Annotated in this window: 23 protein-coding genes; 13 read left to right on the forward strand and 10 right to left on the reverse strand. The window is 55.3% G+C overall.

What is annotated here, in order from left to right:
• Positions 1-604 precede the first annotated feature (604 nt).
• The 3 genes from ABIE64_RS18955 to ABIE64_RS18965 all read right to left on the reverse strand — a co-directional run bounded on the left by ABIE64_RS18955 (position 605) and on the right by ABIE64_RS18965 (position 3,741).
• Positions 605-1,429, reverse strand: coding sequence for an aldo/keto reductase (locus ABIE64_RS18955; protein WP_007090935.1), 825 nt, complete (start codon positions 1,427-1,429; stop codon positions 605-607).
• 76 nt (positions 1,430-1,505) lie between these two features.
• Positions 1,506-2,441: an EamA family transporter gene (locus ABIE64_RS18960; RefSeq protein WP_114095075.1), complete on the reverse strand. Its 936-nt coding sequence runs from the start codon at positions 2,439-2,441 to the stop codon at positions 1,506-1,508.
• A 118-nt stretch (positions 2,442-2,559) separates the two neighbouring features.
• Positions 2,560-3,741 carry an MFS transporter gene (locus tag ABIE64_RS18965; RefSeq protein WP_007090933.1) on the reverse strand — a complete coding sequence of 394 codons (1,182 nt, stop codon included), beginning with the start codon at positions 3,739-3,741 and terminating at the stop codon, positions 2,560-2,562.
• A 160-nt stretch (positions 3,742-3,901) separates the two neighbouring features.
• Between ABIE64_RS18965 and ABIE64_RS18970 the strand changes: the two genes are divergently transcribed.
• Positions 3,902-4,825, forward strand: a complete 924-nt coding sequence (locus ABIE64_RS18970) for a LysR family transcriptional regulator (protein ID WP_354378256.1) — start codon at positions 3,902-3,904, stop codon at positions 4,823-4,825.
• Positions 4,826-4,868: 43 nt separating this feature from the next.
• On the opposite strand, the gene ABIE64_RS18975 is transcribed toward ABIE64_RS18970, so the two are convergent.
• Positions 4,869-5,864 carry a mitochondrial fission ELM1 family protein gene (locus ABIE64_RS18975; RefSeq protein WP_007090931.1) on the reverse strand — a complete coding sequence of 332 codons (996 nt, stop codon included), beginning with the start codon at positions 5,862-5,864 and terminating at the stop codon, positions 4,869-4,871.
• A gap of 205 nt (positions 5,865-6,069) precedes the next feature.
• On the opposite strand from ABIE64_RS18975, the gene ABIE64_RS18980 reads away from it, so the two are divergent.
• The 7 genes from ABIE64_RS18980 (at position 6,070) to ABIE64_RS19010 (ending at position 15,137) form a co-directional block, all read left to right on the forward strand.
• Positions 6,070-8,109 (forward strand): sensor histidine kinase, encoded by a 2,040-nt coding sequence (locus ABIE64_RS18980; protein ID WP_354378257.1) that lies wholly within the window; start codon positions 6,070-6,072, stop codon positions 8,107-8,109.
• A 28-nt stretch (positions 8,110-8,137) separates the two neighbouring features.
• The gene (locus ABIE64_RS18985) at positions 8,138-9,493 is read left to right on the forward strand and encodes a sigma-54-dependent transcriptional regulator (RefSeq protein WP_341363694.1); all 1,356 of its coding nucleotides are present in this window, start codon (positions 8,138-8,140) and stop codon (positions 9,491-9,493) included.
• A gap of 411 nt (positions 9,494-9,904) precedes the next feature.
• Positions 9,905-10,900, forward strand: a complete 996-nt coding sequence (locus ABIE64_RS18990; protein ID WP_007090928.1) for a TRAP transporter substrate-binding protein — start codon at positions 9,905-9,907, stop codon at positions 10,898-10,900.
• A 29-nt stretch (positions 10,901-10,929) separates the two neighbouring features.
• Positions 10,930-11,505: a TRAP transporter small permease gene (locus tag ABIE64_RS18995; protein WP_037989934.1), complete on the forward strand. Its 576-nt coding sequence runs from the start codon at positions 10,930-10,932 to the stop codon at positions 11,503-11,505.
• Between the two features lie 19 nt (positions 11,506-11,524).
• Entirely contained in the window at positions 11,525-12,931 is a 1,407-nt protein-coding gene (locus tag ABIE64_RS19000; RefSeq protein ID WP_007090926.1) for a TRAP transporter large permease, read from the forward strand.
• A 402-nt stretch (positions 12,932-13,333) separates the two neighbouring features.
• Positions 13,334-14,590 carry a multidrug effflux MFS transporter gene (locus ABIE64_RS19005; RefSeq protein ID WP_071239685.1) on the forward strand — a complete coding sequence of 419 codons (1,257 nt, stop codon included), beginning with the start codon at positions 13,334-13,336 and terminating at the stop codon, positions 14,588-14,590.
• 37 nt (positions 14,591-14,627) lie between these two features.
• Positions 14,628-15,137: a DinB family protein gene (locus ABIE64_RS19010; RefSeq protein WP_354378258.1), complete on the forward strand. Its 510-nt coding sequence runs from the start codon at positions 14,628-14,630 to the stop codon at positions 15,135-15,137.
• Between the two features lie 8 nt (positions 15,138-15,145).
• Here the strand turns inward: ABIE64_RS19010 and ABIE64_RS19015 are convergent, their stop codons facing one another.
• The 3 genes from ABIE64_RS19015 to ABIE64_RS19025 form a co-directional block, all read right to left on the reverse strand.
• The gene (locus ABIE64_RS19015) at positions 15,146-15,934 is read right to left on the reverse strand and encodes an enoyl-CoA hydratase/isomerase family protein (RefSeq protein ID WP_354378259.1); all 789 of its coding nucleotides are present in this window, start codon (positions 15,932-15,934) and stop codon (positions 15,146-15,148) included.
• A 112-nt stretch (positions 15,935-16,046) separates the two neighbouring features.
• Positions 16,047-17,777 (reverse strand): SulP family inorganic anion transporter, encoded by a 1,731-nt coding sequence (locus ABIE64_RS19020; RefSeq protein ID WP_354378260.1) that lies wholly within the window; start codon positions 17,775-17,777, stop codon positions 16,047-16,049.
• A gap of 78 nt (positions 17,778-17,855) precedes the next feature.
• Positions 17,856-18,143 carry a helix-turn-helix domain-containing protein gene (locus ABIE64_RS19025; protein ID WP_007090922.1) on the reverse strand — a complete coding sequence of 96 codons (288 nt, stop codon included), beginning with the start codon at positions 18,141-18,143 and terminating at the stop codon, positions 17,856-17,858.
• 259 nt (positions 18,144-18,402) lie between these two features.
• On the opposite strand from ABIE64_RS19025, the gene ABIE64_RS19030 reads away from it, so the two are divergent.
• The gene (locus tag ABIE64_RS19030; protein WP_037990021.1) at positions 18,403-19,092 is read left to right on the forward strand and encodes an orotate phosphoribosyltransferase; all 690 of its coding nucleotides are present in this window, start codon (positions 18,403-18,405) and stop codon (positions 19,090-19,092) included.
• 81 nt (positions 19,093-19,173) lie between these two features.
• On the opposite strand, the gene ABIE64_RS19035 is transcribed toward ABIE64_RS19030, so the two are convergent.
• Positions 19,174-19,794, reverse strand: coding sequence for an NAD(P)H-dependent oxidoreductase (locus ABIE64_RS19035; protein ID WP_354378261.1), 621 nt, complete (start codon positions 19,792-19,794; stop codon positions 19,174-19,176).
• A gap of 93 nt (positions 19,795-19,887) precedes the next feature.
• Between ABIE64_RS19035 and ABIE64_RS19040 the strand changes: the two genes are divergently transcribed.
• Complete coding sequence (locus tag ABIE64_RS19040) at positions 19,888-20,505, forward strand: TetR/AcrR family transcriptional regulator (RefSeq protein ID WP_037989943.1); 618 nt, start codon at positions 19,888-19,890, stop codon at positions 20,503-20,505.
• 71 nt (positions 20,506-20,576) lie between these two features.
• Here ABIE64_RS19040 and ABIE64_RS19045 read toward each other — a convergent pair whose 3' ends face one another.
• On the reverse strand, positions 20,577-21,290 hold the full coding sequence (locus ABIE64_RS19045) for a glutathione S-transferase family protein (protein WP_063095407.1): 714 nt from the start codon (positions 21,288-21,290) through the stop codon (positions 20,577-20,579).
• Between the two features lie 52 nt (positions 21,291-21,342).
• Positions 21,343-21,720 (reverse strand): VOC family protein, encoded by a 378-nt coding sequence (locus ABIE64_RS19050; RefSeq protein ID WP_037989946.1) that lies wholly within the window; start codon positions 21,718-21,720, stop codon positions 21,343-21,345.
• A gap of 108 nt (positions 21,721-21,828) precedes the next feature.
• On the opposite strand from ABIE64_RS19050, the gene ABIE64_RS19055 reads away from it, so the two are divergent.
• From ABIE64_RS19055 to ABIE64_RS19065, 3 genes are all read left to right on the forward strand, one after another.
• The gene (locus ABIE64_RS19055) at positions 21,829-22,722 is read left to right on the forward strand and encodes a LysR family transcriptional regulator (protein ID WP_071239680.1); all 894 of its coding nucleotides are present in this window, start codon (positions 21,829-21,831) and stop codon (positions 22,720-22,722) included.
• A 160-nt stretch (positions 22,723-22,882) separates the two neighbouring features.
• On the forward strand, positions 22,883-23,428 hold the full coding sequence (locus ABIE64_RS19060) for a hypothetical protein (RefSeq protein ID WP_354378262.1): 546 nt from the start codon (positions 22,883-22,885) through the stop codon (positions 23,426-23,428).
• A gap of 176 nt (positions 23,429-23,604) precedes the next feature.
• The gene (locus ABIE64_RS19065; RefSeq protein WP_007090914.1) at positions 23,605-24,447 is read left to right on the forward strand and encodes a universal stress protein; all 843 of its coding nucleotides are present in this window, start codon (positions 23,605-23,607) and stop codon (positions 24,445-24,447) included.
• Positions 24,448-24,623 lie beyond the last annotated feature (176 nt).

The raw sequence follows: 24,623 nt of genomic DNA on the forward strand, positions 1-24,623 counted from the left end.
GTCCACCAGCCCGCTGACGATCCTGCCAGCCAATCCCGGTCAGACGATCCAGTGCCGATCCAATCCGGGCGCAATTCGGGCCCGCTGATTCTCGGCATTGTCACGCTTCACCGACCGGGCTGAACTGGACCGAACCAAATTGGCCCCGGCTCTCGCTGCCCCGTTCAAACGCCCTTGCCCCAAGGGCACAACTCTCCCGTCATGATAAACCACAGTTTTTCGCAAATATCCGACGGCCTTACGGCCTGATCGCACCACCCCCGTAATGACTTTTCCATGCGCCATGAACGTCCCTTTGGCGATACCGCCCTCGCCATTGCGGCCTTTCAGATCGCTGCCCTGTCATCGTCTCATTCCTGTTTTTGCCGCCCGAAACGCAAAAAACCCGCAAAAGCGAATCACGCTTTGCGGGTTTTGTCTCCGGACCCATTTGTCCTGTTGACTTTATCTTTATGCCACAACGAAAAGAACAAATCAAGAACTTTTTTCCAGAAAACCGGAAAAAGTTCCTAATCAAAACTCATTAAGACATAAAAGATATATTTCTCAATATCTTAGCCGGGAAAATCTGTTTCCCCGGCCCTGTCGCTTCCTGAAAGCAGCATCAGTCCCAATCGGGTGCCAACCCGTCGGGGCTGACGATCCGGCCGTTTTCATCGGCCAGACCATGAATGGCCTGCATTTCCTCGCCGCTCAGTTCGAAATCAAAGATGTCGAAATTTTCCGCGACCCGGCTTTCGGTTGCGGTTTTCGACAGGGCAATCACATCATTCTGCTGCAACAACCAGCGCAGAACAACCTGTGCGACCGACCTGTCATGCGATTTGGCGATCTCGCCAAGCTGCTCATTCTCCAGCACCTTGCCATCGGCCATCGCATAATAGGCGGTCAGGGCCATGCCATGTTTGCGCGCAACGTCCATGACCTTGGTCTGATCAATGAACGGATGATATTCGACCTGATTGGTCACAAGCGGCGCATCCGATAGCGCGGCGGCCTCGTCCATCAGGGCAATGTTGAAATTGCTGACCCCGATATGGCGCACCTTGCCGGCCTGCTTGACCTCGTTTAACGCCCCGATCTGATCGGCAAGCGACACATCATTGTTCGGCCAATGCAACAGCAGCAGATCGACATAATCGGTTTTAAGCTTTTCAAGGCTTTCATCGACCGATTTGATAAAGGCATCATGCCTGTAATTGCTGACCCAGACCTTGGTGGTCAGGAAGATGTCCTTGCGCGGGACGCCGCTATCAAGGATCGCCTGCCCGACCGCGGCTTCGTTGTCGTAAATCTGGGCCGTATCGATATGGCGAAAGCCGGTTTTGATCGCCTGTGGCACGATACGCAGAACGTCGGCTTCGGGCATGCGAAAAGTGCCAAAGCCAAGGGCGGGAATCACCGCACCATTTGCAGATACATCAAACATCTGAATTCCTCATTGAAAATGTCGCGACTGTCTTCGCAACGGCTGCCAAACCCGAAGGTTCCGATAATTCCGGCACTCAGGCCGATTTGCGCAGCGTCAGGATGACAATCCCGGTAATCACGACCAACCCGCCCAGCATCTGGGCCGGGCTGATCATCTGTTCCAGCACCACCCAGCCAAACAGCAGGGTGGCAATCGGTTCCATATTCATCACCGGCGCATTGCGCGCCATATTCAGCCGCGGCACCGAAATAAACAGGACGGAAAAGGCACCACCATAAAGCAATACCAATGCACCAAGACCAAGCCAGCCAGGCGTTGCCGCGGGCAAATTCATCCCGCCCGGCACCAGTTCGGCGAAACCGGCCACGATCATCGATGCAAACACAATCAGCATGGTGAACATGCTGCGCACCGATCCGCGCAAAGCCGACAATTTGTGATCGGTCACCCAAAGGGCCACGGCAAAGGACGTTGCCGCACCAAGCGCAAAGACAATCCCCTGCCACCAGTTCGCACCGACATCACCCTCCATCGCCAGAACGCCGGGCACATCAAGTGCCAGGACAAGCCCCGACAGGATGAACAGCATCAGGGCCGCCGATTTCAATGTCGGTCGCGCCCCACCCAACGCCCAGGTCAGCAACGCCAGAATGATCGGGAAGCTGTTGGCCGTCAGAAGGGCCAGTGCGACCGGAATGCGGGCCACCGCCGAATACAGGCACAGGCTTTGAATGGTGACCAGAAGCCCCAGCAAAATCTGCCATTTCCGACTTCCGGCCGGAAGCCGGACCGTCTGGCGTTGCCAGATCACAAGCGTGATGAGGATGGCCAACGCCACCCCCGACCGGCACAGGATCGCCAGAAGCAACCCGGTGCCGTTTTCAAATGCCAGCCTTGCCGCCACATGGTTCCCGGCAAAGGAACAGGCAACAACAACAAGGATCAGAACCGCAATCTGGCGCGGAAAATGTTCAGGAACGGCAGCAGGCAGGGCAGTCGAAATGGACATATCAAAACCGGTTTTGTGGGGCGAACAATCAGAAAACGCCAGAAAGCCCCTTAAAACAAGTCTTTCCGGCAAAGGGGTGCCACATCCGGTGCACGGGACGTAGCACCCCCGATATCGGTTATGCGGTCTGAAGGGCGTTATCGGACCGGCGGTCCAGCGCGCCGCTGATCATGGTCAGGCCGACAGCAAACGCGACCAGAAGGGCCGCAACCCAAGGCGTTGCCGACAGGCCAAGCGACGAGGACACGACAATCCCGCCAACCCACGCCCCAATCGCAATGCCAAGGTTAAAGGCCGCAATGTTCAGCGCCGATGCAACATCCACCCCGCCCGGCCGGTGCAGCTTTGCCAGTTGCACGACATAAAGCTGAAGCCCCGGCACATTGGCAAATTGCAGGAAACCAAGGGCCGCCAGCGTAATAACCGCAAGGATCGGCGACACGGCAGTAAAGGTAAAGATCACAAGTGTGACGGCCTGCAAGGCAAACAGGATGGTCAGCGCCCGGACCGGGTTCCGATCCGCAATGCGTCCCCCGGCAAGGTTGCCAACCGCAATCGCAAGCCCATAAGCAACGAGGATAAGGCTGACACTGGATTCACTGAAACCCGTAATATCCTGAAGCACGGCAGACAGATAGGTAAAGGTGACAAACGTGCCGCCATAACCAAAAGCGGTCATGCCAAACACCAGAAGCAACCGGCCACTGCCAAGCACGCGCACCTGATCAAGCAGGCGTGCGGGCTCTGCCCGGCTGAGGTTCGAGGGCAGCAAAGCCGCAATCCCGACAAAGGCAATCACGCCAAGAAGCGAAACACCCCAAAAAGTCGCCCGCCAGCCAAACATCTGACCGATATAGGTGCCAAGCGGCACACCGGTCACAATCGCAACCGTCAACCCCATGAACATCATCGCAATCGCCGATGCCCGGCGGTTTTCCGGCACCAGATCGGCGGCAATCGTCGCCCCGATGGAGAAAAACACACCATGCGCAAAGGCCGAAATCACCCGCGCAACCAGAAGCATTTCATAACTCGGGCTAAGGGCGGCGGCACTGTTGCCAACCACAAACACCCCCATCAGCCCCAGCATCAGGGTCTTGCGGTGCATGCGCCCGGTCAGGGCGGTTAAAACCGGCGCACCGAATGTGACGCCAAGGGCATAGACACTGACAATCAACCCGGCCATCGGCAGGGTCACCGAAAGATCGTTTGCCACGGTCGGCAAAAGGCCGACGACAACAAACTCCGTCGTGCCGATCGCATAGGCCGCGATCGTCAACGCAAATAAAGCAAGCGGCATTTCAATTCTCCGGCCCGCGCGCCATGCGTCTGCGGGCACAAATGGTTGGTGGGGCATCCCGCCCCGTTCATTGCCGCCCACTATGCCGATGGAATGCTTGCACGATAATCCGGATTGCGCGACAAATGCTTTTGAATTCAATTCAAAGCCGGAGGATCAGTTGGATAATCGCGCAGGGGAAATGGAAGTCTTCATCCGGGTCGCGGAACTCAGAAGCTTTTCCGAAGCCGGGCGGAAACTGCATCTGTCGCCATCTGCTGTCAGCAAGCTTGTCACACGGATCGAAGACCGGCTGGCGACCCGGCTTCTGGTAAGGTCCACGCGCGGATTGCAACTGACGCCCGAAGGCGAAATGTATCTGGTCCGCGCCCAGCGCGTTCTTGATGAAATCGACGATGCCGAACGTGCGGTCGCAAGCGGCGGCAAGGCCGCCCCGCGTGGCCGGTTGCGCGTCAATGCCTCCATCGCGTTTGGCGTGATGTATGTTCAGCCGCTGATCCCGGCATTTCTCGAACGCTATCCCGAGGTCGAGCTGGACTTTTCCCTGACCGACGGGATCATTGATCTGCTTGAGGAACGGGCCGATATCGCCATCCGATCCGGATCATTGCCCGACTCATCGTTAAAGGCCCGCAAACTGATCGAAAGCAGCCGCACCATCGTCGCATCACCGGAATATATTGCCAAACGCGGCCTGCCCGGCCATCCGGACGAACTGGACAGTCACAATTGCCTGCGGTTCAACTTCCCGATCCCGATGAATGAATGGCCTTTCACCAATCCCGACACCGGCGAACGGTTTGGCCGGACGGTATCGGGCAATTTCCTCTGCGACAGCGGCCCGGCCATGCGCCGCCTTTGCCTTTCAGGGCTCGGCATGGCGCGGTTGGGGCGGTTCCATGTTCAGGGCGATCTGAAGGCCGGAACACTGGTTGAAATCCTGCCCGACTGGAACCCGAATGACGAACAGCTGATCCATGCGATCTTTGCCGGGCATGAACATCTTGCCGCGCGCATCCGGGCCTTCATCGATTTTCTGGTCAATCATATTGATCCGCACGGAAACGGTATCCGACTTCCGTAACGATCACTATCACGATAAAAATAAAATCGCGGATTCTGGCAGATCAGGAAACAGGTGCACTTAGCAGTTCAAGGCACCGCTGCGCTACCGTTCGGGCCGGTTGCAGGGATGGATGCCTGAACGGCACGATTTCCGTGTTGGGAAGCAAGGGCCGCGCATATCCACCGTCATAAAGTGACTGATGCAAACGTTGATGGCGGGGGCCTGCGATGCCATCGGGGGCATAGATATAAACCCCGCCCGGTGCGGCAGCCGCTTCGCAACACATCGAAACCGAATCTCCGGTAACAAGGATGATATCGGCCAGCGCCAGATACCCGAAATACGGATTTTCCGCCTTCGAGCTCCAATCATGCAGATGATAGGCAAGCCCCGAATTGCCGAGCATTTCGGCAATGATCTCCTCGTTCTCCGGGCCTGTGCGACGGCTGGTCGTGACCAGCAGGCTACCATCAATGGCCCCGGTCGCCTCAATCGCCCGACCAACCAGTTCCCGGGCCATATCCGCGGTGAATACCGTACTTTTGGTGCTGCCGCCGATGATCAGTGCCACGCGCGGGCTTGGCAGCCCCTTGAAATGCGGCCGCCATAGATCGGCCTCGATCAGAAGCCGCGTCTCGGTTACCCGATGCGGGGCACCGGGGATTTCAACAACATTGTCACGCGCTGGCATCCGGTCATGGGCCGGGACCGCAATCAGGTCAAACGCCCCCTCGCCCCCATCCGGACGCATGATCTGACATATGCGTGTATGGCCGTTGCTTTGCTTTTTGATCCAGCGGGCAATCGGTGCGGTACGACGTCCTGCGGCAATCACCAGATCGGGCCAGGGTGCGACAAGGCGCGCCCGTGATCCGGTATCCACCCCCAAAAGGCTGGCCCGGCGGATAACATTGGGCAACCGTGCCAGATTGGTATAACCGATATCGACCCGCTTGAAGGGCTGTGCCAGTGCTTCTGCGACACCGATGGCCTGATTGACGTTTCCTGCACGGTCATCGGCCAGAACCCAGATCAGGCGTGCATCATCATCGGTCATTCAGGGTCACATCCTTGTCGGAATATGGATTTCCCGTCCAGGCAGGAAACGTGGGGCCACGATCAGGCCAGATCGTTTCCTGATTGGTACAGACAGTGCGCACTTTTATCAAGCGCCTGACACGCGAAGCCTTTTTCGGCTATGCATTGTTACCAATATGTCATCATAATACCCCGGCATAATTCTTGAAACGGTCTGGCGGGAAATGCTCAAGACATCAATATCCGCAAAGCGAAGTGCACGGCTGGTTTTGGCCGGAATGCTGATATTGCTGCCGGTTACCGTCTGGCTGACCACGGAACTGTGGCGCGAAACCCGTCTTGTCGAAATCACCGAGGACGGCCGCAACAAGCTGGAACTTTATCGTTCCAACCTTCAGGGAGCGATCAAGGAACACGAATACCTTCCGATCACGCTTGCCAGTGACAAACGTATCCTTGACCTTGCCCTGCATTCCAGCCCGTCGGACGCGGCCGAGGTCAATCTCTATCTGGAAAAACTCGCCGCTGACAGTGGCGCATCCGACATCTATTTCATGGATCGCAACGGGACAACAATTGCGGCCAGCAACTGGAACAGCGATGCATCCTTTGTCGGGCGAAATTTTGCGTTCCGGCCCTATTTCAAACAGGCCGAAGCCGGACTGACCGGGCATTACTTTGCCTTTGGCATCACGTCGAATGTCCCAGGTTATTATATCTCGCATCCGGTCCGCCCGAACGGGGCGGCATTCGAAGGCGTGATGGTGGTCAAGACCCACCTTGAAACCCTTGTCCAACGCTGGGCACGCGGGAACGAGAATGTTCTGGTAACCGATGAAAACGGCATCGTCATCATTACATCACGGCCCGAATGGCGGTTTCGCGCCCTGACCGGTATTCCGCCCGAAGACCGGCCTGAACTGATGCTTTCGCGCAAATATGGTGAATACCCGCTCGATCCGATGCCCGTTCATCAGGGCGAATGGCCCGGCGATGACGGGATCAGTATTCTGTCACTTGCACCAGCACAGGTCATCACTCCGGAAACCCTTCAATCAGGGCAAGCTGCAACGGCAAAACCAGACGCCGAAGCCAGCGGAAAAGCCAAAAATGATGCCAAACCATATCTTGTGATCCGAAGCCCCCTGCCCAAACAGGGCTGGAATATTTATCTGCTGACCGACAAGGCGGTTCTTGATCAGTCGATCCTGACCGCGGGCTTCATCGGCGGGGCCATGCATATCATCATCATGGGGACGATTTTTGTGCTGCTGCAACGCCGTCGCGCGATGCTCGAACAAATAGAAATCCGCGACTGGTCGCAACGTGAACTGGAACGTCAGGTGCGGCTTCGCACCGCCGACCTCATGAGCACAAACCTCCGCCTTGCCGAGGAAATCAGCGAACGCCGCCGCACCGAAGACGCCCTGCGCACGGCACAGGCCGAACTGGTGCAGGCTGGCAAACTTGCCGCCCTTGGCCAGATGTCAGCTGGCATTGCACACGAAATCAATCAACCACTGACCGCCATTCGAAGTTACGCCGAAAACGCGCTTAAATTCATTGCGCGCGGCAATGACGAAACCGCCAGCCGTAATCTGGGCCGGATTTCTGAACTGACCGAACGCATGGGTCGGATCACCAACCATCTGAAAACCTTTGCCCGCCGCCCAAAACATGACACCCATCCGGTGCAATTGGCCGAACCGCTGGAAAAGGCGATTGATCTGCTGCGCGAAACCGGCCGGGCCGGATTGGCCGACATACGTTATCAGCCGTTGGAAAACCTGCCAAAAGTCACCGCCGAGGAAAACCAGCTTGAACAGGTATTCCTCAATATCCTGAGCAACGCCGCCGATGCCTGCCGGGATGAGGAATTCCCCGAAATCGGTATCATGCTTGAGGAAAAGGATGGTCGCGTTCTGGTCGCGATTACCGATAACGGCCCCGGTATCCTGCCCGAAAATTTGCCCAAACTGTTCGACCCGTTCTTCACCACCAAACCGTTTGGTGACGGGCTGGGGCTGGGGCTTTCGATCTGTTATGGCATCATGCGCAGCTTTGGCGGCACGATACGTGCGGAAAACCGCCCGATGGGCGGGGCCTGTTTCACGATTGAATTGCGATGCATAGAACAGGTGTCCGGGCATGACGGCACATCAACCTCGACGGCATCGCCGATGCCTGATACAACATCCGGCCAAACCGCCGAAACAGAAGGCGCGGAAACGGATCTGCTGGTACATCGTATGATCGCCCCGTGATCCGGAACGGATTAAAAGGGGAAGGCATTTGAATAACTCGGCCCATTGCGTTCTGTTTGTCGATGACGACGAAGATGTGCGGGAAGCCGCACAGCAAACGCTGGAGCTTGCCGACATCCTTGTCGAATGCCACAGTGACGCCGGTTCGGCGCTGGAACGTGTTCGCCGCGGCTGGCCTGGAATCCTGATTACTGATATCCGCATGCCGCGCATGGACGGCATGGAATTGCTGTCTCAGGTGCGCAAGGTTGAGCCGGAAATGCCGGTGATCCTTGTCACCGGACATGGTGACGTTGCCACCGCGGTGCGTGCGATGCGCGAAGGCGCGTTTGATTTCATCGAAAAACCGTTCGACCCGGATCATTTCATCGATATCGCGCGCCGGGCCATGGCCCATCGGCAGCTGGTTCTTGAAAACAGGACGCTCAAGGCCGAACTGGCCCGCCACAGCAAGGAAGTATCGGGCCTGATCGGTCGCACGCCTGCCATGGAAAAGCTACGCACGCTGATTGGCAATATCGCCGCGACCGATGCCCATGTCCTGATCAATGGCGAAACAGGTGCGGGCAAGGAAGTGGTTGCGCGCACCCTGCACGAGGCATCAGGCCGCCCCGGCCAGTTTGTGGCAGTCAATTGCGGCGCAATGCCTGAAAACCTTATTGAATCCGAACTGTTCGGCCACGAAGCGGGCGCATTCACCGGGGCGGAGAACAAGCGTATCGGCAAATTCGAATTTGCCGACAAGGGCACCATGTTCCTTGATGAAATCGAAAGCATGCCGTTATCGCTTCAGGTCAAACTGCTGCGGGTTTTGCAGGAACGCGCGCTGGAACGGCTGGGCTCGAACAAGTTGCAACCTATTGATTTGCGCGTGGTGGCCGCAACCAAGATTGATCTGCGCGAGGCATCATCACGCGGGGCATTCCGCGAGGATTTGTATTACCGGCTGAATGTCGTGCAACTGCACATCCCGCCATTGCGTGATCGAAAGGATGACATCCCCCTTCTTTTCCAGCATTTCATGAAAGAGGCGCAAGGAAGGTTTGGCCGGGAATTTGCCCCGTTGAACGGCACGGAAATCGCCCGCCTGACTGCCCATGACTGGCCGGGGAATGTCCGCGAATTGCGCAACGCTGCCGAACGCCGGGTTCTGGGCCTTGATCCGTTTGCCGGTGACAGCGCACAGGCAACCGAAAATGTCCTGTCCCTGCCCCAGCAAGTCGAAGCATTTGAAAAAGGCGTGATCTGCGAGGCACTCCGTCAGCATGGCGGCCATGTAACGGCAACGGTCAATGCACTGGGCGTTCCGCGCAAAACCTTCTATGACAAACTTGCCAAATACGGCATCGTCCCGGCAGAGTTTCGCAATAAATCAGACGGTTAGGAACGATCAGGGCAAATCGCCCCGCAATACTGCCCGTAATCTGACAAAGCGACTGGCGGGATAAGCCTTTGCCGCACGTTTTGCAATTGGTCCTACCAACCACCCGCCCCGCCTGCGTCAAAAATCCTGCAATCGATAAAAATTTTGCATTTTCAACTTGAGATATTGTGCGGAAGACCGCACATTGCGAAGAAGGGATGTGCGGGAAAGACAACAAAAAGAAGAACTTACGCTGCACCGCACCATTGCGAAACACACTGCAAACCGCTGATATTACTTATCGTAATGACAGATATGCAGAACTGGCCCGGCAATTGCAGTGTTGCACCCCAGCGCCAAACGGCGACCTGAACGACGCCGATAATTGGCGCGCTACTGGGAAAACGCACAAAGCTTATAGGGAGACTATTGATGCGTCCGATTACCAAAAAACTTCTCGCAACCAGCGTTGCAATGGCAGCCGTTCTTGGCATGACCAGCGCGGCGTCCGCACAGGTTGTTGTCAAATACGCCCATGTGGTTGCCCCGAACACCCCGAAGGGCCAGGGCGCTGAATTCTTCAAAAAGCGCGCCGAAGAAATCCTTGGTGACAAGGTTAAAGTCGAAATTTACCCGAACTCGCAGCTGTTCGATGACGACAAGGTTCTGCCGGCAATGCTGCGTGGTGACGTCCAGCTTGCAGCACCGTCGCTTGCGAAATTCGGCAAATGGACCTCGAAGCTCGGCCTGTTCGATCTTCCGTTCCTGTTCAACGACATGGAAGCTGTTGAATGCTTCCAGAAAGGCGAAAAAGGCCAGGAATTGCTGCTGTCGATGGCAGACAAGGGTCTTACCGGTCTTGGTTACTGGCACAACGGCCTGAAACAGCTCTCGGCCAACAAGCCGCTGCTGACCCCGGCTGACGCTGCTGGCCTGAAATTCCGTATTCAGAGCTCGGACGTACTTGCTGCACAGTTCGAAGCTGTTGATGCCGTTCCTCAGAAAATGGCATTCGCCGAGACCTATTCGGCACTTCAGACCGGCGTTGTTGACGGTCAGGAAAATACCTGGTCGAACATCTATTCCCAGAAGTTCTTTGAAGTTCAGGATTACATCACTGAATCCAACCACGGTCTTCTCGACTATCTCGTCGTGACCTCGACCAAATGGTGGGACGGTCTTGATCCGGAAATCCAGGCTGGCCTGAAACAGGCCATGGACGAGGCAACCGAATATGCCAACGGCCTGTCGGGCAAACTGGCCGACGAACAGCGCCAGCTGATCGTTGATTCGGGTGAAACCGAACTCGTCAAACCGTCTGCTGACGATGTCAAAGCATGGCGCGAAGCCATGAAGCCTGTCTGGGCGCAGTTCGAAGGCGATATCGGTGCCGATCTGATCGAAGCCGCTGCCGCCTGCAACAAGTAATTCCTCGAACCTAGAGGACCGTTACCGCTATGATTAAAACGGTCGTTGACCGGCTGGAGGAGGGCATTATTGCCCTCCTTCTCGCCGCCATGACGATGCTGACCTTCGTCAATGTCGTCCTTCGTTACGGCTTCAATTCCGGCATGACCTGGTCGATGGAAATCACCGAATTTCTGTTTGCTTGGCTTGTGCTTTTCGGCATGTCTTATGGTGTCAAGGTCGGATCCCATATCGGGGTTGATGCCCTTGTTCAACTGTTTGCAAAACCCGCCCAGCGCATCACCGGTATCTTTGTTGCTTTGGTCTGCATGTCCTATGCCGCGCTTATTCTTTATGGCGGCTGGGAAAGCATGACCTTCTATCACATGATCGGTATCGAGGCCGAAGATTCCCCGATCCCGATGTGGGTCGTCTATCTGATCCTGCCACTTGGCGGTGCGTTGCTGCTGTTCCGTCTCGGACAGGTCCTGTGGCGTATTCTTTCGGGTCAGCAAAACGGATTCTCGCTTGCCGATGAAGCACGCGAGGCGATCGAAACCATTGGCGAAGGCGACAAAGCCGACGTCATGGCCGACGGCATCGTCCGTCGCGACAACGATAAATGATCGCGGGGGAACGCCTTAAATGACAATCGCATATCTGTTCATCACGCTGTTTGCGTTGATGGCGCTTGGCACCCCGATCGGCGTGGCGCTGGGCCTGTCATCCATCACCACCATCCTGTTTTTCGGATCAGACTCGCTTGCGACCCTGATCGAAAAGCTTTTCAACGGGATGGAACATTACACCCTTCTGGCCATTCCGTTCTTTATCCTTGCCTCGACCTTCCTGTCGACTGGCGGGGTGGCACGCCGCCTGATCCGATTTGCCGTCGATACGGTGGGCTGGTTCCATGGCGGTCTTGCCATGGCGTCGGTTCTGGCCTGTATGCTGTTTGCCGCCGTTTCGGGTTCAAGCCCGGCCACGGTTGTTGCCATCGGTTCCGTCGTGATTGCCGGTATGATCAAATCGGGTTATCCGCGCAATTTCGCCGCCGGTGTGATTTGTAACGCCGGGACGCTGGGCATTCTGATCCCGCCGTCGATCGTGATGGTGGTTTATGCCGCGGCAACCCAGGTTTCCGTTGGTCGCATGTTCCTGGCTGGTGTTATTCCCGGTCTGATTGCCGGCATCATGCTGATGACCGTGATCTATATCGTGGCCCGGATCAAGAAACTGCCAAAACAGGATCGTCCGAGCGTTACCGAATGGCTTGAAGGCCTGTTTTCAGCATCGGGTGGCCTGCTTCTGGTTGTTGTGATCATGGGCGGCATTTATGGCGGGATATTTACCCCGACCGAGGCCGCGGCCGTTGCATCCGTCTATGCCATGCTGGTCGCCATCGTGTTCTATCGCGATATGGGGCCGATAAAAGGCGTTGCATGGGTTCCGGAAAAAGGCATGAGCTTTGCTGCCATTATTGGCCATAACCTTCCGAAAATCGGCAAGGCCATTGCCATGATCCCGTTCGACAAGGATATCCGCCACGTGCTGCTTGAGGCAGGCAAAGTGACCATCATGCTGATGTTCATCATTGCCAACGCCATGCTGTTTGCTCATGTGCTGACATCCGAACGCATTCCGCACACCATTGCTGAAACCATCATCAACTGGGGTCTGGAGCCCTGGGCCTTCCTGATTGTGGTCAACATCATCCTGCTGATTGCCGGGAACTTCATGGAGCCGTCGGCGATCCTTCTGATCATGGCGCCTATCCTCTTCCCGATCGCGATAAAGCTCGGTATCGATCCGATCCATCTGGGTATCATCATGGTCGTGAACATGGAAATCGGCCTGATCACGCCTCCGGTCGGACTTAACCTGTTCGTGACGTCGGGCATTACCGGAATGTCGCTGGTTCAAGTGGTTCGCGCCGCTTTGCCGTGGTTGATGATCCTTCTGGTCTTCCTGATCATCGTGACATACATCCCGGCAATTTCGACATGGCTTCCGACCATGTTGATGGGCCCGGAAAAGGTCATGAATTATTAGGGCCGGTGAAAACCGAAAACCTTGCAAACGGCACCCCATCGCGGGTGCCGTTTTCTTTTGCCGCCTATATTCTTCCAACGCCTCAAACGGTTATATGCATAGCTGATATTCAGCCCGCAAAAATCGCCGAGCTGGAAAAAACAGAATTTACGTGGATAATAGCATGACTTGAATCGTTTCAGGTTGCGATCCACCCGGCCCCGTCACTCGTAACGGCGCAGCCTTCCTAACGCCACGGCCCTATCTGACCGGAATTTTCGCACCTCCCGTTATCCGGGGGTCGGCGAATTTGCCCCATTACCTGTCATTGTGGCCAGCATTAAGGAAGTCCGTTAAATATCTACACCAGAAACCGGACGGATCGCACCCCACCTGCCACCATAAGAAACGGATACGGAAGTCATGGCGAATAAAGATGCCAGCGCCCCGATCAATACCAAGCGCCTTGCGATCCTGCTTGCCGCCCTGATCGCGACTGCGCCCTTTGCGATTGATACCTACCTGCCGGCCATCCCGGCTATGGCGGTCGATTTTGGTGCGCCGACCCACAATGTCGAAGTATCGATCAGCATGTTCCTGATCGGCTTTGCACTGGGGCAACTGATTGGCGGGCCACTTTCGGATCGCGTAGGTCGCCGTCCGGTCGCCCTTGTCGGACTGGTGATTTACATCATCACCAGTGCGATGATCATCTTTGTCGACAGTTCTTTCTCGCTCAACGTCATGCGCTTTATCCAGGCGATTGGCGGCGGTTTTGCCCTTGTCATCGTCGGTGCGTCGGTCCGCGACCTGTTTGACGGCAAAGATGCGGCCCGTATGTTTGCCCTGATCGCGGTAATCATGATGATTGCACCGCTGGTCGCGCCCACGGTCGGCTCGGCCCTGTTGGTTTATTTCCAGTGGCAGGCAATTTTCGTTCTGCTGGTGATCTATGGCAGCATCATGCTGGTGGTTGTCTGGTTCAAGCTGCCTGAAACCACCAAGCTGCGCCCACGCTATGCGGGGCCTGCGCGACGGGTTTTGTGGACCTATCTGGAAGTTCTGCGTACCCGCAAGGCGGTTGGTTTCATGCTGGCCCATACCGGCGCCAGTGCGGTGATGTTCAGTTTCCTGACCGACAGCCCGTTCATGTATATTGATTATTTTGGCGTATCACCCAGCCAGTTCCCTTATCTGTTCGGAGCCAATGTCATTGTCATCGTGATCTGCAACCGGCTGAACAATCCGTTGCTGAAACGGCTTGAATGTCATCAGATACTGGCGATCGGCACCGGCCTTCAACTGGCGGCGGTAATCGGATTGTTCATTGCGGTGAATGTGTTCGAACCATCCCTTTATGCGGTTGTGCCACTTGTGATGGTCGCCGTTGGCATGATCGGGCTGACAGCGCCAAACGCAACTGCGGCCTTCATGCAGTATTTCCCGCATATCGGCGGGACGGCAACCGCCTTGATGGGCACCATCCAGTTTGCCACTGGCGCCTTGGCAGGCACCATCATCGGACAGGTTCATGACGGCAGCCTCCTGCCTGCGACCGCATCAATGCTGGCCTTTGGCATTTTCGCCAATGTCATGGTGCATTTCGTGGCCGAGGCAAAACAGATCGAACAACCCGCCCCGGCGCAAAGCGGCGATACCGTTGTCGTTGCCGCCGACTAAACACAGTCAATTAAAGCCAGACAGGAGCCCCACCAAAATGGCAAAGATGAATTTCAACGATTATGGCCGCGCCATGGCCAAATACAACATCTGGCAGAATGGCGTTCTGTACGAACTTTGCGAACAGATCGGCGACGCGGAACGCCGTCGTGACCGCGGCATGTTTTTTGGCTCCATCCATGCAACGCTGAACCATCTGCTGTATATTGATCACCGCATCCTCGGTATCCTGAAAACCGGACAGGCCGAACCGTTTGATGCCCGTACCATAATGGCCGATGATTTCGAAATGCTCGGCAAAATGCGGATCGAAACCGACGCCGAGATTGCCGCATTCGTCGATTCCAATGATCACAGCTGGCAGGATGACATTCGCGAATTGATGGGGCTGGATGGTGTAACCCGCAAATTGCCGCGCCAGCTTTTCCTGATGCAGCTTTTCAACCACCAAACCCATCACAGATCGCAAATCACAAGCGAGCTGCACAAGATGGGCCTTGATTACGGCATTACCGATGTGCCGCTGACACCGGATTTGCCATTGTGATCTGACCGTTACCTGCCTTCGAACACCGCTTTTCTTTTTTCCAGAAAGGCGGTGTAACCTTCCTTAAAATCCGCACTGTCAAAGGCGCGGTATCCTTCGTCAAATTCCTTGGCACCGATGGCACCACCTTCTTTGAGGCGATTGATCATTTTCTTGTGCAGGCGTTGGGTGATGGGTGCGCCGCTTGCAATACGGGCGGCGGTTGATGCGATTTCCGCATCGAACGCCTCAATCGCCACATGGCGGACGACAAAGCCGATTTCACGTGCGCGTTCGGCATCAAACACCTGCCCTTCAAGCAGGATTTCAAACAACGCCGCCTCGCCCAGCAGATCGAGCATGATCTGCAATTCCGGATAGCCCAGCGTCGCGCCAAGCTTCATCGGCGGCACGGCGAATTTGGCGTTATCGGCCGCAATCCGCAAATCGCACGCCGCAGCCAACACAAATGATGCCCCGATGCACGGCCCGTCAATCGCGGCAATGACCGGATGCTGACAGACCCGAAGCGCCTGCAAGGCCTCGGCATGAAGCATTCCATAATCACGTGCCTTTTCGAACCCGTCGCGTTCGCGGACAAATTCATGGATATCCGCTCCGGCCCCAAACCCGGCCCCGCTGCCGCCGCGAATAACGATACAGCGCAGGTTATTATCCCCGCCAAGATCATCGGCAATCCGGGCAAGCTCCCCCCACATCGGTTTGGTCAGCGCGTTTTTGCGCTCCGGCTGCGAAATGGTGATGGTTGCAATGCCGCCGTCATTGATATCGACGGCAAGTCCGGTTTCCTGCGACATGGCAGTGCCTTTCAGCTTAATTCGGTAAAGCTATACCAAATAAACCCAAAACCGGATTTTGCCAATGCCTGACAAGGGCTTGGGTCATTATCACTGTCTTTGCGGTCGCAACTCAGGATGCCGTGACGTTACGCAATCCATGCGCGCGAAGGCGCCCGACCGCCTTCTCGATATCGGTTTCATAATGAACCAGCGGCGGCTTGATACCATGTGCAAACAGTTCCCGTCGAAGGTCATGCGATGTGCCGGTCAGGATCACCTCGATCCCGCACCCGCGTGTTTTGCGGGCAAGTCCCGCAATCGTATTGGCCGCAGTTGAGTCGAGAAACGGTACAGCGGCAAAATCAATGATCAATGCCCGGTGCGTATCACCAATCCGGTCCAGAACCGATCCAATGGATGCCGCCGCCCCGAAAAAGAACACGCCGGTAATCCGGTAAATCATGATGTCGGGGTCGGTTGTCGATGAAATATCCGATGCCCCGCCGCCGGTCGTACCGTCGGCCCGATCTTCGGATACGAACGGGCTGTGAGTGGCAATTGCGGTTGTTTTCGACATGCGTTGAATGAACAGAACCGAGCCAAGGGCAAATCCAACAACGATTGCTTCGAGAAGATCGCGGAAAATCGTCAGTAAAAATGTTACCAGCAACACCGCCGCATCGCCACGCGATGCGCGCAGCAAGGTCGCTATCGCGTGCTTTTCGATCATGTTCCATGCCACAATCGCCAGCACCCCGGCCAAGCTTGCCAACGGAATGAAACTGGCTAGCGGCGCAGCAACCAATATGAACAACAACAAAAACAGCGCGTGCAAAACGCCCGAAACCGGCCCATGCGCACCGGCCCGGATATTGGTGGCCGTTCTTGCAATCGTGCCGGTCACGCAAATGCCCCCAAACAGACCCGACGCCATATTTGCCACCCCTTGGGCCACCAGCTCACAGTTCGATCTGTGATGTCGGCCGGTCATGCCATCGGCCACCACGGCTGATAAAAGCGACTCAATCGCCCCCAAAAGCGCAAAGGCAATCGCATTGGGCAAAACCGCTTGGACCTTGGCAAGGGTGAATTCCGGCAAGATGGGCATGGGGAAGTCACCGGGAATACCGCCAAAGACGCTGCCGATGGTCGATACCGGCAGATTGAACAACGCGGTTGCCAATGCGGCCCCGGCCACCGCAATCAGCATGCCCGGCCAATGCGGGCGCAGCCGTTTGCTGCCGATGATCACAAGGATCGTCGCGCCGGACAACGCAACCGTCACCGGATCGATCCCCGGCAATGCCGCCCAGATCACCGGGAGCTTTTCCAAAAGCGGCCCCGGTTCTTTGCCTGACAAAGTCAGCCCCAGCAAATCCTTGATCTGGCTTGCGAAAATGATCACCGCAATCCCGGCAGTAAAGCCAACCGTCACCGGATAGGGAATGAATTTGATATAGGTACCAAGCTTCAGCGCCCCGATGGCGAGCAACATCAATCCCGACAGGATAGTGGCAATGATCAAGCCATCAAGGCCATGCGTCTGAACCGTACCTGCGACCAGAACGATGAAAGCCCCCGCTGGTCCGCCAATCTGAAAGCGACTGCCCCCCAGGAGCGATACCAGAATCCCCCCGACAATCGCGGTATAAAGCCCCTGTGCGGGGGAAACGCCCGATGCAATCGCAATCGCCATTGATAACGGCAAGGCGACAATCGCCACCGTCAAACCGGCAATCGCATCGGCCCGCAACTGCGCAAACCCGTAACCTTCGCGAAGGACGGTTACAAGTTTTGGGGTAAACAGGTCGGCATATCCGGGGTCGGATGCCTGATTGGTTTTCGAGGTTCTGGTTTCCATAGTCTCCGGCAGCCTTGCAAAAGGCGGCGGGATCGTCGGCATAAGTCGGCGGTCGCCGTCGCAAAATTGTTGCGGTCGTTATTGTTCGCCCTGCTCGTCTGGCAGTGTCGGTTTTATTTCCGGTTCTTTCAGACGCACACCGCGCCCGGTTGCCATGCTGGGCACGTTATCCCCGATCAATTCGATCCCGGCACGGTCAAGTGCTTCGACGACCTTGGTCAGCGTATCAACCACACCACGCACATTACCCTTGCTGGACTCCATCCGCTGGATGGTTGGCACCGAAATCCCGGCCATTTCGGCCAGCGTTTTCTGATCAATGCCCAGCAACGCACGCGCCGCACGCATTTGTCCCGCGGTAATCATAGGGCGCATCCTTCATTCACACATGATCGAAGCCTAACAAAACGCATTTAAAACTGCAATTATGATATTTCAGATATCAATAATGCCATTTCAAATCGGCATTGTCTTATTCGCATCCGGTCCTGCTGCCCGCAAATTTGCCCCCGACATCGCCGGGCACCTGATCCTGACCAGCCGGACAGCGGCTTTTCTTTGCGCTTTGCGTCCAAAAACGCTAAGACGTGCGCAAATATTCGATCCGGAAAAGGGTATAGCCGCCATGACCAACGAAACTTCGACCGCGCATTGCTCGTATGCTGCCAAAACCGTCGCAAAGATTTTGCTTGATATCGGGGCTGTGAATTTCCGCCCGGAAGAGGCCTATATCCTGACATCGGGCTGGGCGAGCCCGGTCTATATTGATTGCCGCAAACTGATTTCCTTCCCGCGCGCACGCCGCAAGGTCATGGAACTTGCCGCCCGTCAGGTTTCCGACAAGGCCGGTTACGAGGCATTTGATGCGGTCGCCGGTGGTGAAACCGCGGGCATCCCCTATTCCGCTTGGCTGGCCGATGTTCTGGACCTGCCGATGCAGTATGTCCGCAAGAAGCCAAAGGGATTTGGCCGCAAGGCACGGATCGAGGGCGACATCCACGAAGGCCAGCGCGTCCTTCTGGTCGAAGACCTTGCCACCGATGGCGCATCGAAAGTCAACTTCGTCAATGCCATCCGCGAAGCCGGTGCCGAATGCAGACATGCATTTGTCGTGTTCTTCTATGGTGTGTTCCCCAATGCGCTTGAAGAACTGAAAAAAGACGATATCGAACTGCATTACCTGGCAACCTGGGCCGATATTCTGGCGGTTGCCGAAGAAGGCAAATACTTCCCCAAAGAAGCCATCGAAGGCGTTCGCGCCTTCCTTGCCGACCCGATCGGCTGGTCCAAGGCCCATGGCGGCAAGCACGACTAAGCCAGCAGCACATTGCCAAACTCAAACGCCCGCAGATTTTCCCTGCGGGCGTTTTGCTTTTGATGGCCGGTCTAACGGGATTTATCCCGCCATATCCAATTCCGGCTTTGTTACCTTTGCCGGGATCGCCGCCCCAACCTCGCGTGCTTTTTTCAAGAGCTCCGCAGGGTCATTGCCGTCGGCGAGCAACATCAATTCCGAAGTTGCGACTTCCACTCCGCAATAATCAAAAATGCCCTGATGGATTTGCAATTTCATTGCCCCGAAATATCCATGCCGGGCAAATGTGCCAAGCCCTGCACCGCCAATTGCAACAAGATGAACCTTCAGATGGTTCAGCTTTTTGATCACCTTTTCACCGTCAATATCCTCATAAGCCCAGCCATTTGAAAACACCCGATCAATCCAGCCTTTCAGGATCGCGGGCATTGACCACCAATAAATCGGAAAAACCAGAACGAGCGTATCGGCGGCATCAATCCGTTTCTGTTCGGCAAGCACATCGTCGGGGAACGGGGCCCTCATCTCGAAGGCCGCGATATCATCCTGGCTGAAACGCGGATCAAACCCTTCGGCCGACAGATCAGCAAACTCGAAACTGTGTTCAGGTCCGGCATCCTCAATGCCCTTACCAATATAATTGGCAACCGCATGACTGAACGAACCGGAATTTGGATGGGCGACAACAACAAGCGCGCGCATGACATACCTCCTTGCTAGGCAATTGCCACTCAACGGCAATCACTATATACTATAAGTAAGTTACTATCTGCAAGTTACTTTTGGTATATAAAAATGTCAAGCAGCGACGCAAAAAAGTCCCCGTCACATACCCCACGCAAACGGATGGCGCGCGAAGATCGCAATCGGCAACTTCTCGACGTTGCATGGAAGATGATCCATGACGACGGGACCGAGGCACTCAGCCTTGGCAGTCTTGCCGAACAAGCCGGAGTCACCAAGCCGGTGGTCTATGATCATTTCGGAACACGATCGGGTTTGCTGATCGCGCTGTATCAGGATTACGATCGACGTCAGACAGCATTGATGGACTCTACCCTTGCGCAAAGCAGCCATACCCTGCGCGACAAGGCATCGGTGATCGCATCGGCCTATATTGATTGCGTGCTGTCACAGGGGCGCGAAATTTCGGGTGTCATTGCATCACTTGCCGGATCGCCGGAGCTGGAACAGGTCAAACGCGACTATCACATTCTGTTCATTGATAAATGCCGCGATATCCTGTCCCCTTTCAGCCCGACCGGTAAAATACCAATACCCCGCCTTTGGGGCTTTCTGGGCGCAGCCGAATCCCTTTCTTACGCAGCGGCAACCGGCGAAATCACCGCCGATCAGGCAAAGCAGGAACTTTTTGAAACCATCATCGCCATGGTGTCGCGAGACAAAACATAAAGAAAAAAGCCATCAACAGTCTACATACACTATTGATGGCTTTTCAGTCCGTTAATTGTAATCTGACAAAGTTATTGGGAGGCAGATAAGGCGGGCTTTTGTGGCACCGGAAGCATCGATAGCCTTTTGGCCAGGTAGCTTTGTCTTGATGCGATAAAATGATGAAGTTCCCCATGATACGTTTGGGGGACTACCGTCCGCACGATATCGTTTTTTAACAATCGTTCGCTCCAGCCACGAACATGTTCAAACCCCGCAAACAAATCCCGGTTAAGCCCGTATACCAATACCGGAAATGCCCGAAACGCGGTCGCATAGGCCATATCGACCATGCATAGCCCAACCTCGCGAAAGGGTCCGGCGGCTTCAAACTTCTTGTTGAGTATGGCCAAGATCAGGCCGATCCTGTGCAATGTCAGATCGCAGTCGTGCTCATTATGAGCCCGATACACAAGATCTGCAGTTAGCGACAATATCCGCTCTGCTCGTAAAATCCAGATACTGTGTTCGGCACTCTCAATCAGATCGACCGGATAAAGCGCACGACCATTAATCCTGTCGAGATAATCGCAAATAACCGCAGCCTCGGTTAGCGGTCGCGTTTGGTCAAGAAGCAAGACCGGCACTTGCCTTTCCGAACTGAACTTTTCAAGCCAGGCTGGCTTGTCTTCCAGACGAATATCTTCCCTTTCATGATCAATCGCGTAGTGCCCCATAACCATTGCAACCCGTTGCACATACGGGCACAGCCGGTGGCCTATCAGCTTAAAATGCGGATGTTCCACCCCCACCTCCTTTTAGCCGTTTTCTCCCAAAAACCGCCAAGTTTCAGGCAAATCACGACATGTAATGAATGTTGATTTTATTGCCATCCGGATCGCGAAAATAGGCTGCGTAAAAACCGCTATCATCACCGCCGCGCGCGCCCGGTTCCCCTTCCGATACTGCCCCGACGCTGATCGCCTTGCTGTATACGGCGTCGACCTCGTCCTTTGATTTTCCCTGCAAGGCGATCATTACACCATTCCCAACGGTTGCCCGCCTGCCGTCAAAAGGCAAATGAACCGAAAAATTGGCCTCTCCTTCCGCGCGTGCCCAGACAATGAAATCCTCCATCTCCATCACCCGCTTGGCCCCCATCATGCCAAGAATGGCGTCGTAAAATGCCCCGGACGTAGCAAGGTTGTTCGTCCCAATCGATGTATAACCAATCATTTTGCTCTCTCTTGGTTGTCTGGCTTTATCGGCTCCATCGTATGAATTTGCAAATTTACAATAAATAGGCAATTTTGAATAAATACATTGCAAATTTGAAAGGCCAAAATGGACTGGAATTATGTAAAATCGTTTCTTGCCGTTGTCGACGCCGGGTCACTTGAAAAAGCGGCCGAACGTCTAAATGTCAGCAATACAACGGTATTTCGCCATATCCATGCATTGGAAAAAGAAACCGGAACACGCCTATTCGAACGGATCAAAGGCCGTTACAGCCTGACCGAAGCAGGTGAAGAGATGCTTGGTCCCGCCCGGCAAATCCTGAACAATTTCGAAGCTATCAATCTAAGTGTTTCCGGGCGCGATATTGCCGCTGCTGGGACGGTCCGAATTACCGCACCGACAAGCTTTGCCTATTTCATTCTGCCTGATTATTTTGCCCGCTTACAGACGGCCTACCCAGATATCAGCCTTGAACTTCTGGCAAGTAATCAGGAATTCAACATGGCAGAACGCCATGCTGATATCGCGATACGGGTCGCGGAACTCCCGCCCGAATATCTTGTCGGCCGCGAAGTTCGCAAGATAGATTGGGGACTTTACGCAAATCATGATATGGCGGAAAAAACCGAGCAGAATTTCAATGCCATGAAATTTCCGGATCGCTTGCCCGGTGGGTTTATCGGCGCCAGCGGAGCCCTAAGAAATCATCCGGTATTTAAATGGCTCGACGAAAACCACGCTGACCGGATCATCCATCGTAGCGATGATTTTGTTGCAATGGCAGGCCTTGCTCGCGCCGGAATTGGATATGCTTGCCTGCCTGCTGATCTGGCGATCCCAGATCTTGAACGCGTTACGTCTCTGCATCAATTCGTACCAAACAGGCTTTGGGTGCTTACACATCCAGAACTCAAACGCATTGAACGCATCAAGCTGGTTCTGCAATGGCTCGGAAATGCGCTTAAGAACGAACCCCGCTTGATATCGCCAGCTCGGTAATAAAGCCGGGGTCAATAAGCTGTCACGCGCCCTTTTCTGGACATCACGCGTAACTGGGTCCAATATATTCACAAGCAAAAGCAAGGCCGTACAATAAATGGCACTGTAAGGTAAAGGGAACGGCCCGGCGCACATCGCCTTGCGGCCAAAGGAGCAAGTCATGAAGATCAGAAGCGCTGGCCTCCTGTCCGGTCTTGTTGTTTCTGCGGCACTGCTGTCGGGCTGCGTGCAGCCCACCGCACAAAGCAATTCCCCCACCAATACCACGGCGGAAATCGTAACCCCGTGGGGTGGCCCGACCACGTCAACATTCGCAAATGCGCCAGCAAATACTGCAAATGACAAATTTGTCATGGCGCCAGATCCGAAAAAGGCCGCAATCACCGATATGCAGCGCCAGCAAATAGACGAGGCGCGTATCGCCCTTGGTATACTTGATCGCATGGCGCAACGCTGTGTTCAGCAAAACGACCCGGCAGCCTGCAACACGCTGCAGACCAACTGGTCAACCCTGTCACAGCAATTGCGCAAAAGCCTTGCGATCATTTCGGGCGACAGCATGGGAACAATGCCGTCTGCCGGCGCACCAATGATGACCGATCCAACCGCAGGAACGTCATCATCTGGTCCGGCCACGATGCCCGATGACAGTACCCCGACCATGGAAAAGGCCATTCCGATGATGTCACGTCCTGCCGACGGCTGAGCCAATTCACGGACAGTCATTTTCTCGCCACAGGGTTACGCGACACTCTATACACGCGGTAAGTGTAATTTGAGATAGAACAAAGAACGCCAGCACTGATCGCATTAGACTGCTTCTCATAACCACGCTAGCCGCCTTGATCGAAGGCGGGGCTGCCCGGAAAAGGAGACTGGCAGATGTATCGGGATATCCTTGTTCATATCGACAATTCGGCCCCTTGCGCCCAACGGCTTTCGGTTGCCCTGAAAGTTGCCAAAGCGCACAAAGCCCACCTGACCGGGCTGTTTCTTCTGCCCTATGCGGAAATTCCGCGTTTCATGGAAGTTCAGATTTCCCAGGAAATCATCAATCAGCAACGTGCTGCAATGGCCGAAACCGCCAAGGAAGCCAAGCGCGACTTCGCCAAAGCCTGCGAAGATGCCGGTGTAACCTTCAGTTGGCAGGAAACACCATGTTCTGCAGCCGAGATTGCCGACACGGTTGCCATGTATGCGCGCCATCACGACCTGACGGTTCTGGGCCAGTATGATCCGGACAGTGCCGACCCGTCCTCGACCTCGGAAATGCCCGACAAGGCCATTCTCACTGCTGGCACCCCGGTTCTGGTCGTACCTTATGCCGGTCGGTTCGAAACGATTGGCGAACGCGTCATGGTTGCATGGAAACCCTATCGCGAAGCTGTCCGTGCGGTGAATGACGGCATGGCGTTTCTTGAAAATGCCAAATCGGCCCTCGTTCTCTGTGCCGATCCGAACAAGGGGGCACGTGATTCCATTCCGGTGCCTGGTGTCGATATCGGATCGCGGCTTGAACGCCACGGTGTCAATGTCCGCAAGGAAAGCATGAATGCCAGTGGCATCAGTGTTGGCGATCTTCTGTTGTCGCGTGCGGCGGATGAAAGCATCGATTTGATCCTTTGCGGCGCCTATGGCCGTCCGCGCCTTCGCGAACTGATGTTGGGGGGGGTGACCCAACATCTTCTGCGGCATATGACGGTTCCGGTTCTGATGTCGCACTAGGTTACGACTGACAACATCTTTACCAATCCGGCCGGTGCCCCTTGCCCGGCCGGTTTTGCTTTGGGGCTTCTGTTTTGGTGATTTCTGTTTTGACGAACCGCCAAAGGATCTTCGCCAGAACAGGGCCCAACTAATGATTTCCAACCCGCAGAATGCTGACTAAAGTGCCTGAAAGC

The sequence above is a fragment of the Thalassospira sp. MBR-102 genome, from assembly GCF_040549275.1.
In the GTDB taxonomy this organism is placed as follows: Bacteria; Pseudomonadota; Alphaproteobacteria; order Rhodospirillales; family Thalassospiraceae; genus Thalassospira; species Thalassospira xiamenensis.

Excerpts from the sequence above, each read along its gene's own strand:
- ABIE64_RS18955 (WP_007090935.1), bottom strand. The coding sequence starts at position 1,429 with ATGTTTGATGTATCTGCAAATGGTGCGGTGATTCCCGCCCTTGGCTTT.
- ABIE64_RS18960 (WP_114095075.1), bottom strand. The coding sequence starts at position 2,441 with ATGTCCATTTCGACTGCCCTGCCTGCTGCCGTTCCTGAACATTTTCCG.
- ABIE64_RS18965 (WP_007090933.1), bottom strand. The coding sequence starts at position 3,741 with ATGCCGCTTGCTTTATTTGCGTTGACGATCGCGGCCTATGCGATCGGC.
- ABIE64_RS18975 (WP_007090931.1), bottom strand. The coding sequence starts at position 5,864 with ATGACCGATGATGATGCACGCCTGATCTGGGTTCTGGCCGATGACCGT.
- ABIE64_RS18980 (WP_354378257.1), top strand. The coding sequence starts at position 6,070 with ATGCTCAAGACATCAATATCCGCAAAGCGAAGTGCACGGCTGGTTTTG.
- ABIE64_RS18990 (WP_007090928.1), top strand. The coding sequence starts at position 9,905 with ATGCGTCCGATTACCAAAAAACTTCTCGCAACCAGCGTTGCAATGGCA.
- ABIE64_RS18995 (WP_037989934.1), top strand. The coding sequence starts at position 10,930 with ATGATTAAAACGGTCGTTGACCGGCTGGAGGAGGGCATTATTGCCCTC.
- ABIE64_RS19000 (WP_007090926.1), top strand. The coding sequence starts at position 11,525 with ATGACAATCGCATATCTGTTCATCACGCTGTTTGCGTTGATGGCGCTT.
- ABIE64_RS19005 (WP_071239685.1), top strand. The coding sequence starts at position 13,334 with ATGGCGAATAAAGATGCCAGCGCCCCGATCAATACCAAGCGCCTTGCG.
- ABIE64_RS19010 (WP_354378258.1), top strand. The coding sequence starts at position 14,628 with ATGGCAAAGATGAATTTCAACGATTATGGCCGCGCCATGGCCAAATAC.
- ABIE64_RS19015 (WP_354378259.1), bottom strand. The coding sequence starts at position 15,934 with ATGTCGCAGGAAACCGGACTTGCCGTCGATATCAATGACGGCGGCATT.
- ABIE64_RS19020 (WP_354378260.1), bottom strand. The coding sequence starts at position 17,777 with ATGGAAACCAGAACCTCGAAAACCAATCAGGCATCCGACCCCGGATAT.
- ABIE64_RS19025 (WP_007090922.1), bottom strand. The coding sequence starts at position 18,143 with ATGATTACCGCGGGACAAATGCGTGCGGCGCGTGCGTTGCTGGGCATT.
- ABIE64_RS19030 (WP_037990021.1), top strand. The coding sequence starts at position 18,403 with ATGACCAACGAAACTTCGACCGCGCATTGCTCGTATGCTGCCAAAACC.
- ABIE64_RS19035 (WP_354378261.1), bottom strand. The coding sequence starts at position 19,794 with ATGCGCGCGCTTGTTGTTGTCGCCCATCCAAATTCCGGTTCGTTCAGT.
- ABIE64_RS19040 (WP_037989943.1), top strand. The coding sequence starts at position 19,888 with ATGTCAAGCAGCGACGCAAAAAAGTCCCCGTCACATACCCCACGCAAA.
- ABIE64_RS19050 (WP_037989946.1), bottom strand. The coding sequence starts at position 21,720 with ATGATTGGTTATACATCGATTGGGACGAACAACCTTGCTACGTCCGGG.
- ABIE64_RS19055 (WP_071239680.1), top strand. The coding sequence starts at position 21,829 with ATGGACTGGAATTATGTAAAATCGTTTCTTGCCGTTGTCGACGCCGGG.
- ABIE64_RS19060 (WP_354378262.1), top strand. The coding sequence starts at position 22,883 with ATGAAGATCAGAAGCGCTGGCCTCCTGTCCGGTCTTGTTGTTTCTGCG.
- ABIE64_RS19065 (WP_007090914.1), top strand. The coding sequence starts at position 23,605 with ATGTATCGGGATATCCTTGTTCATATCGACAATTCGGCCCCTTGCGCC.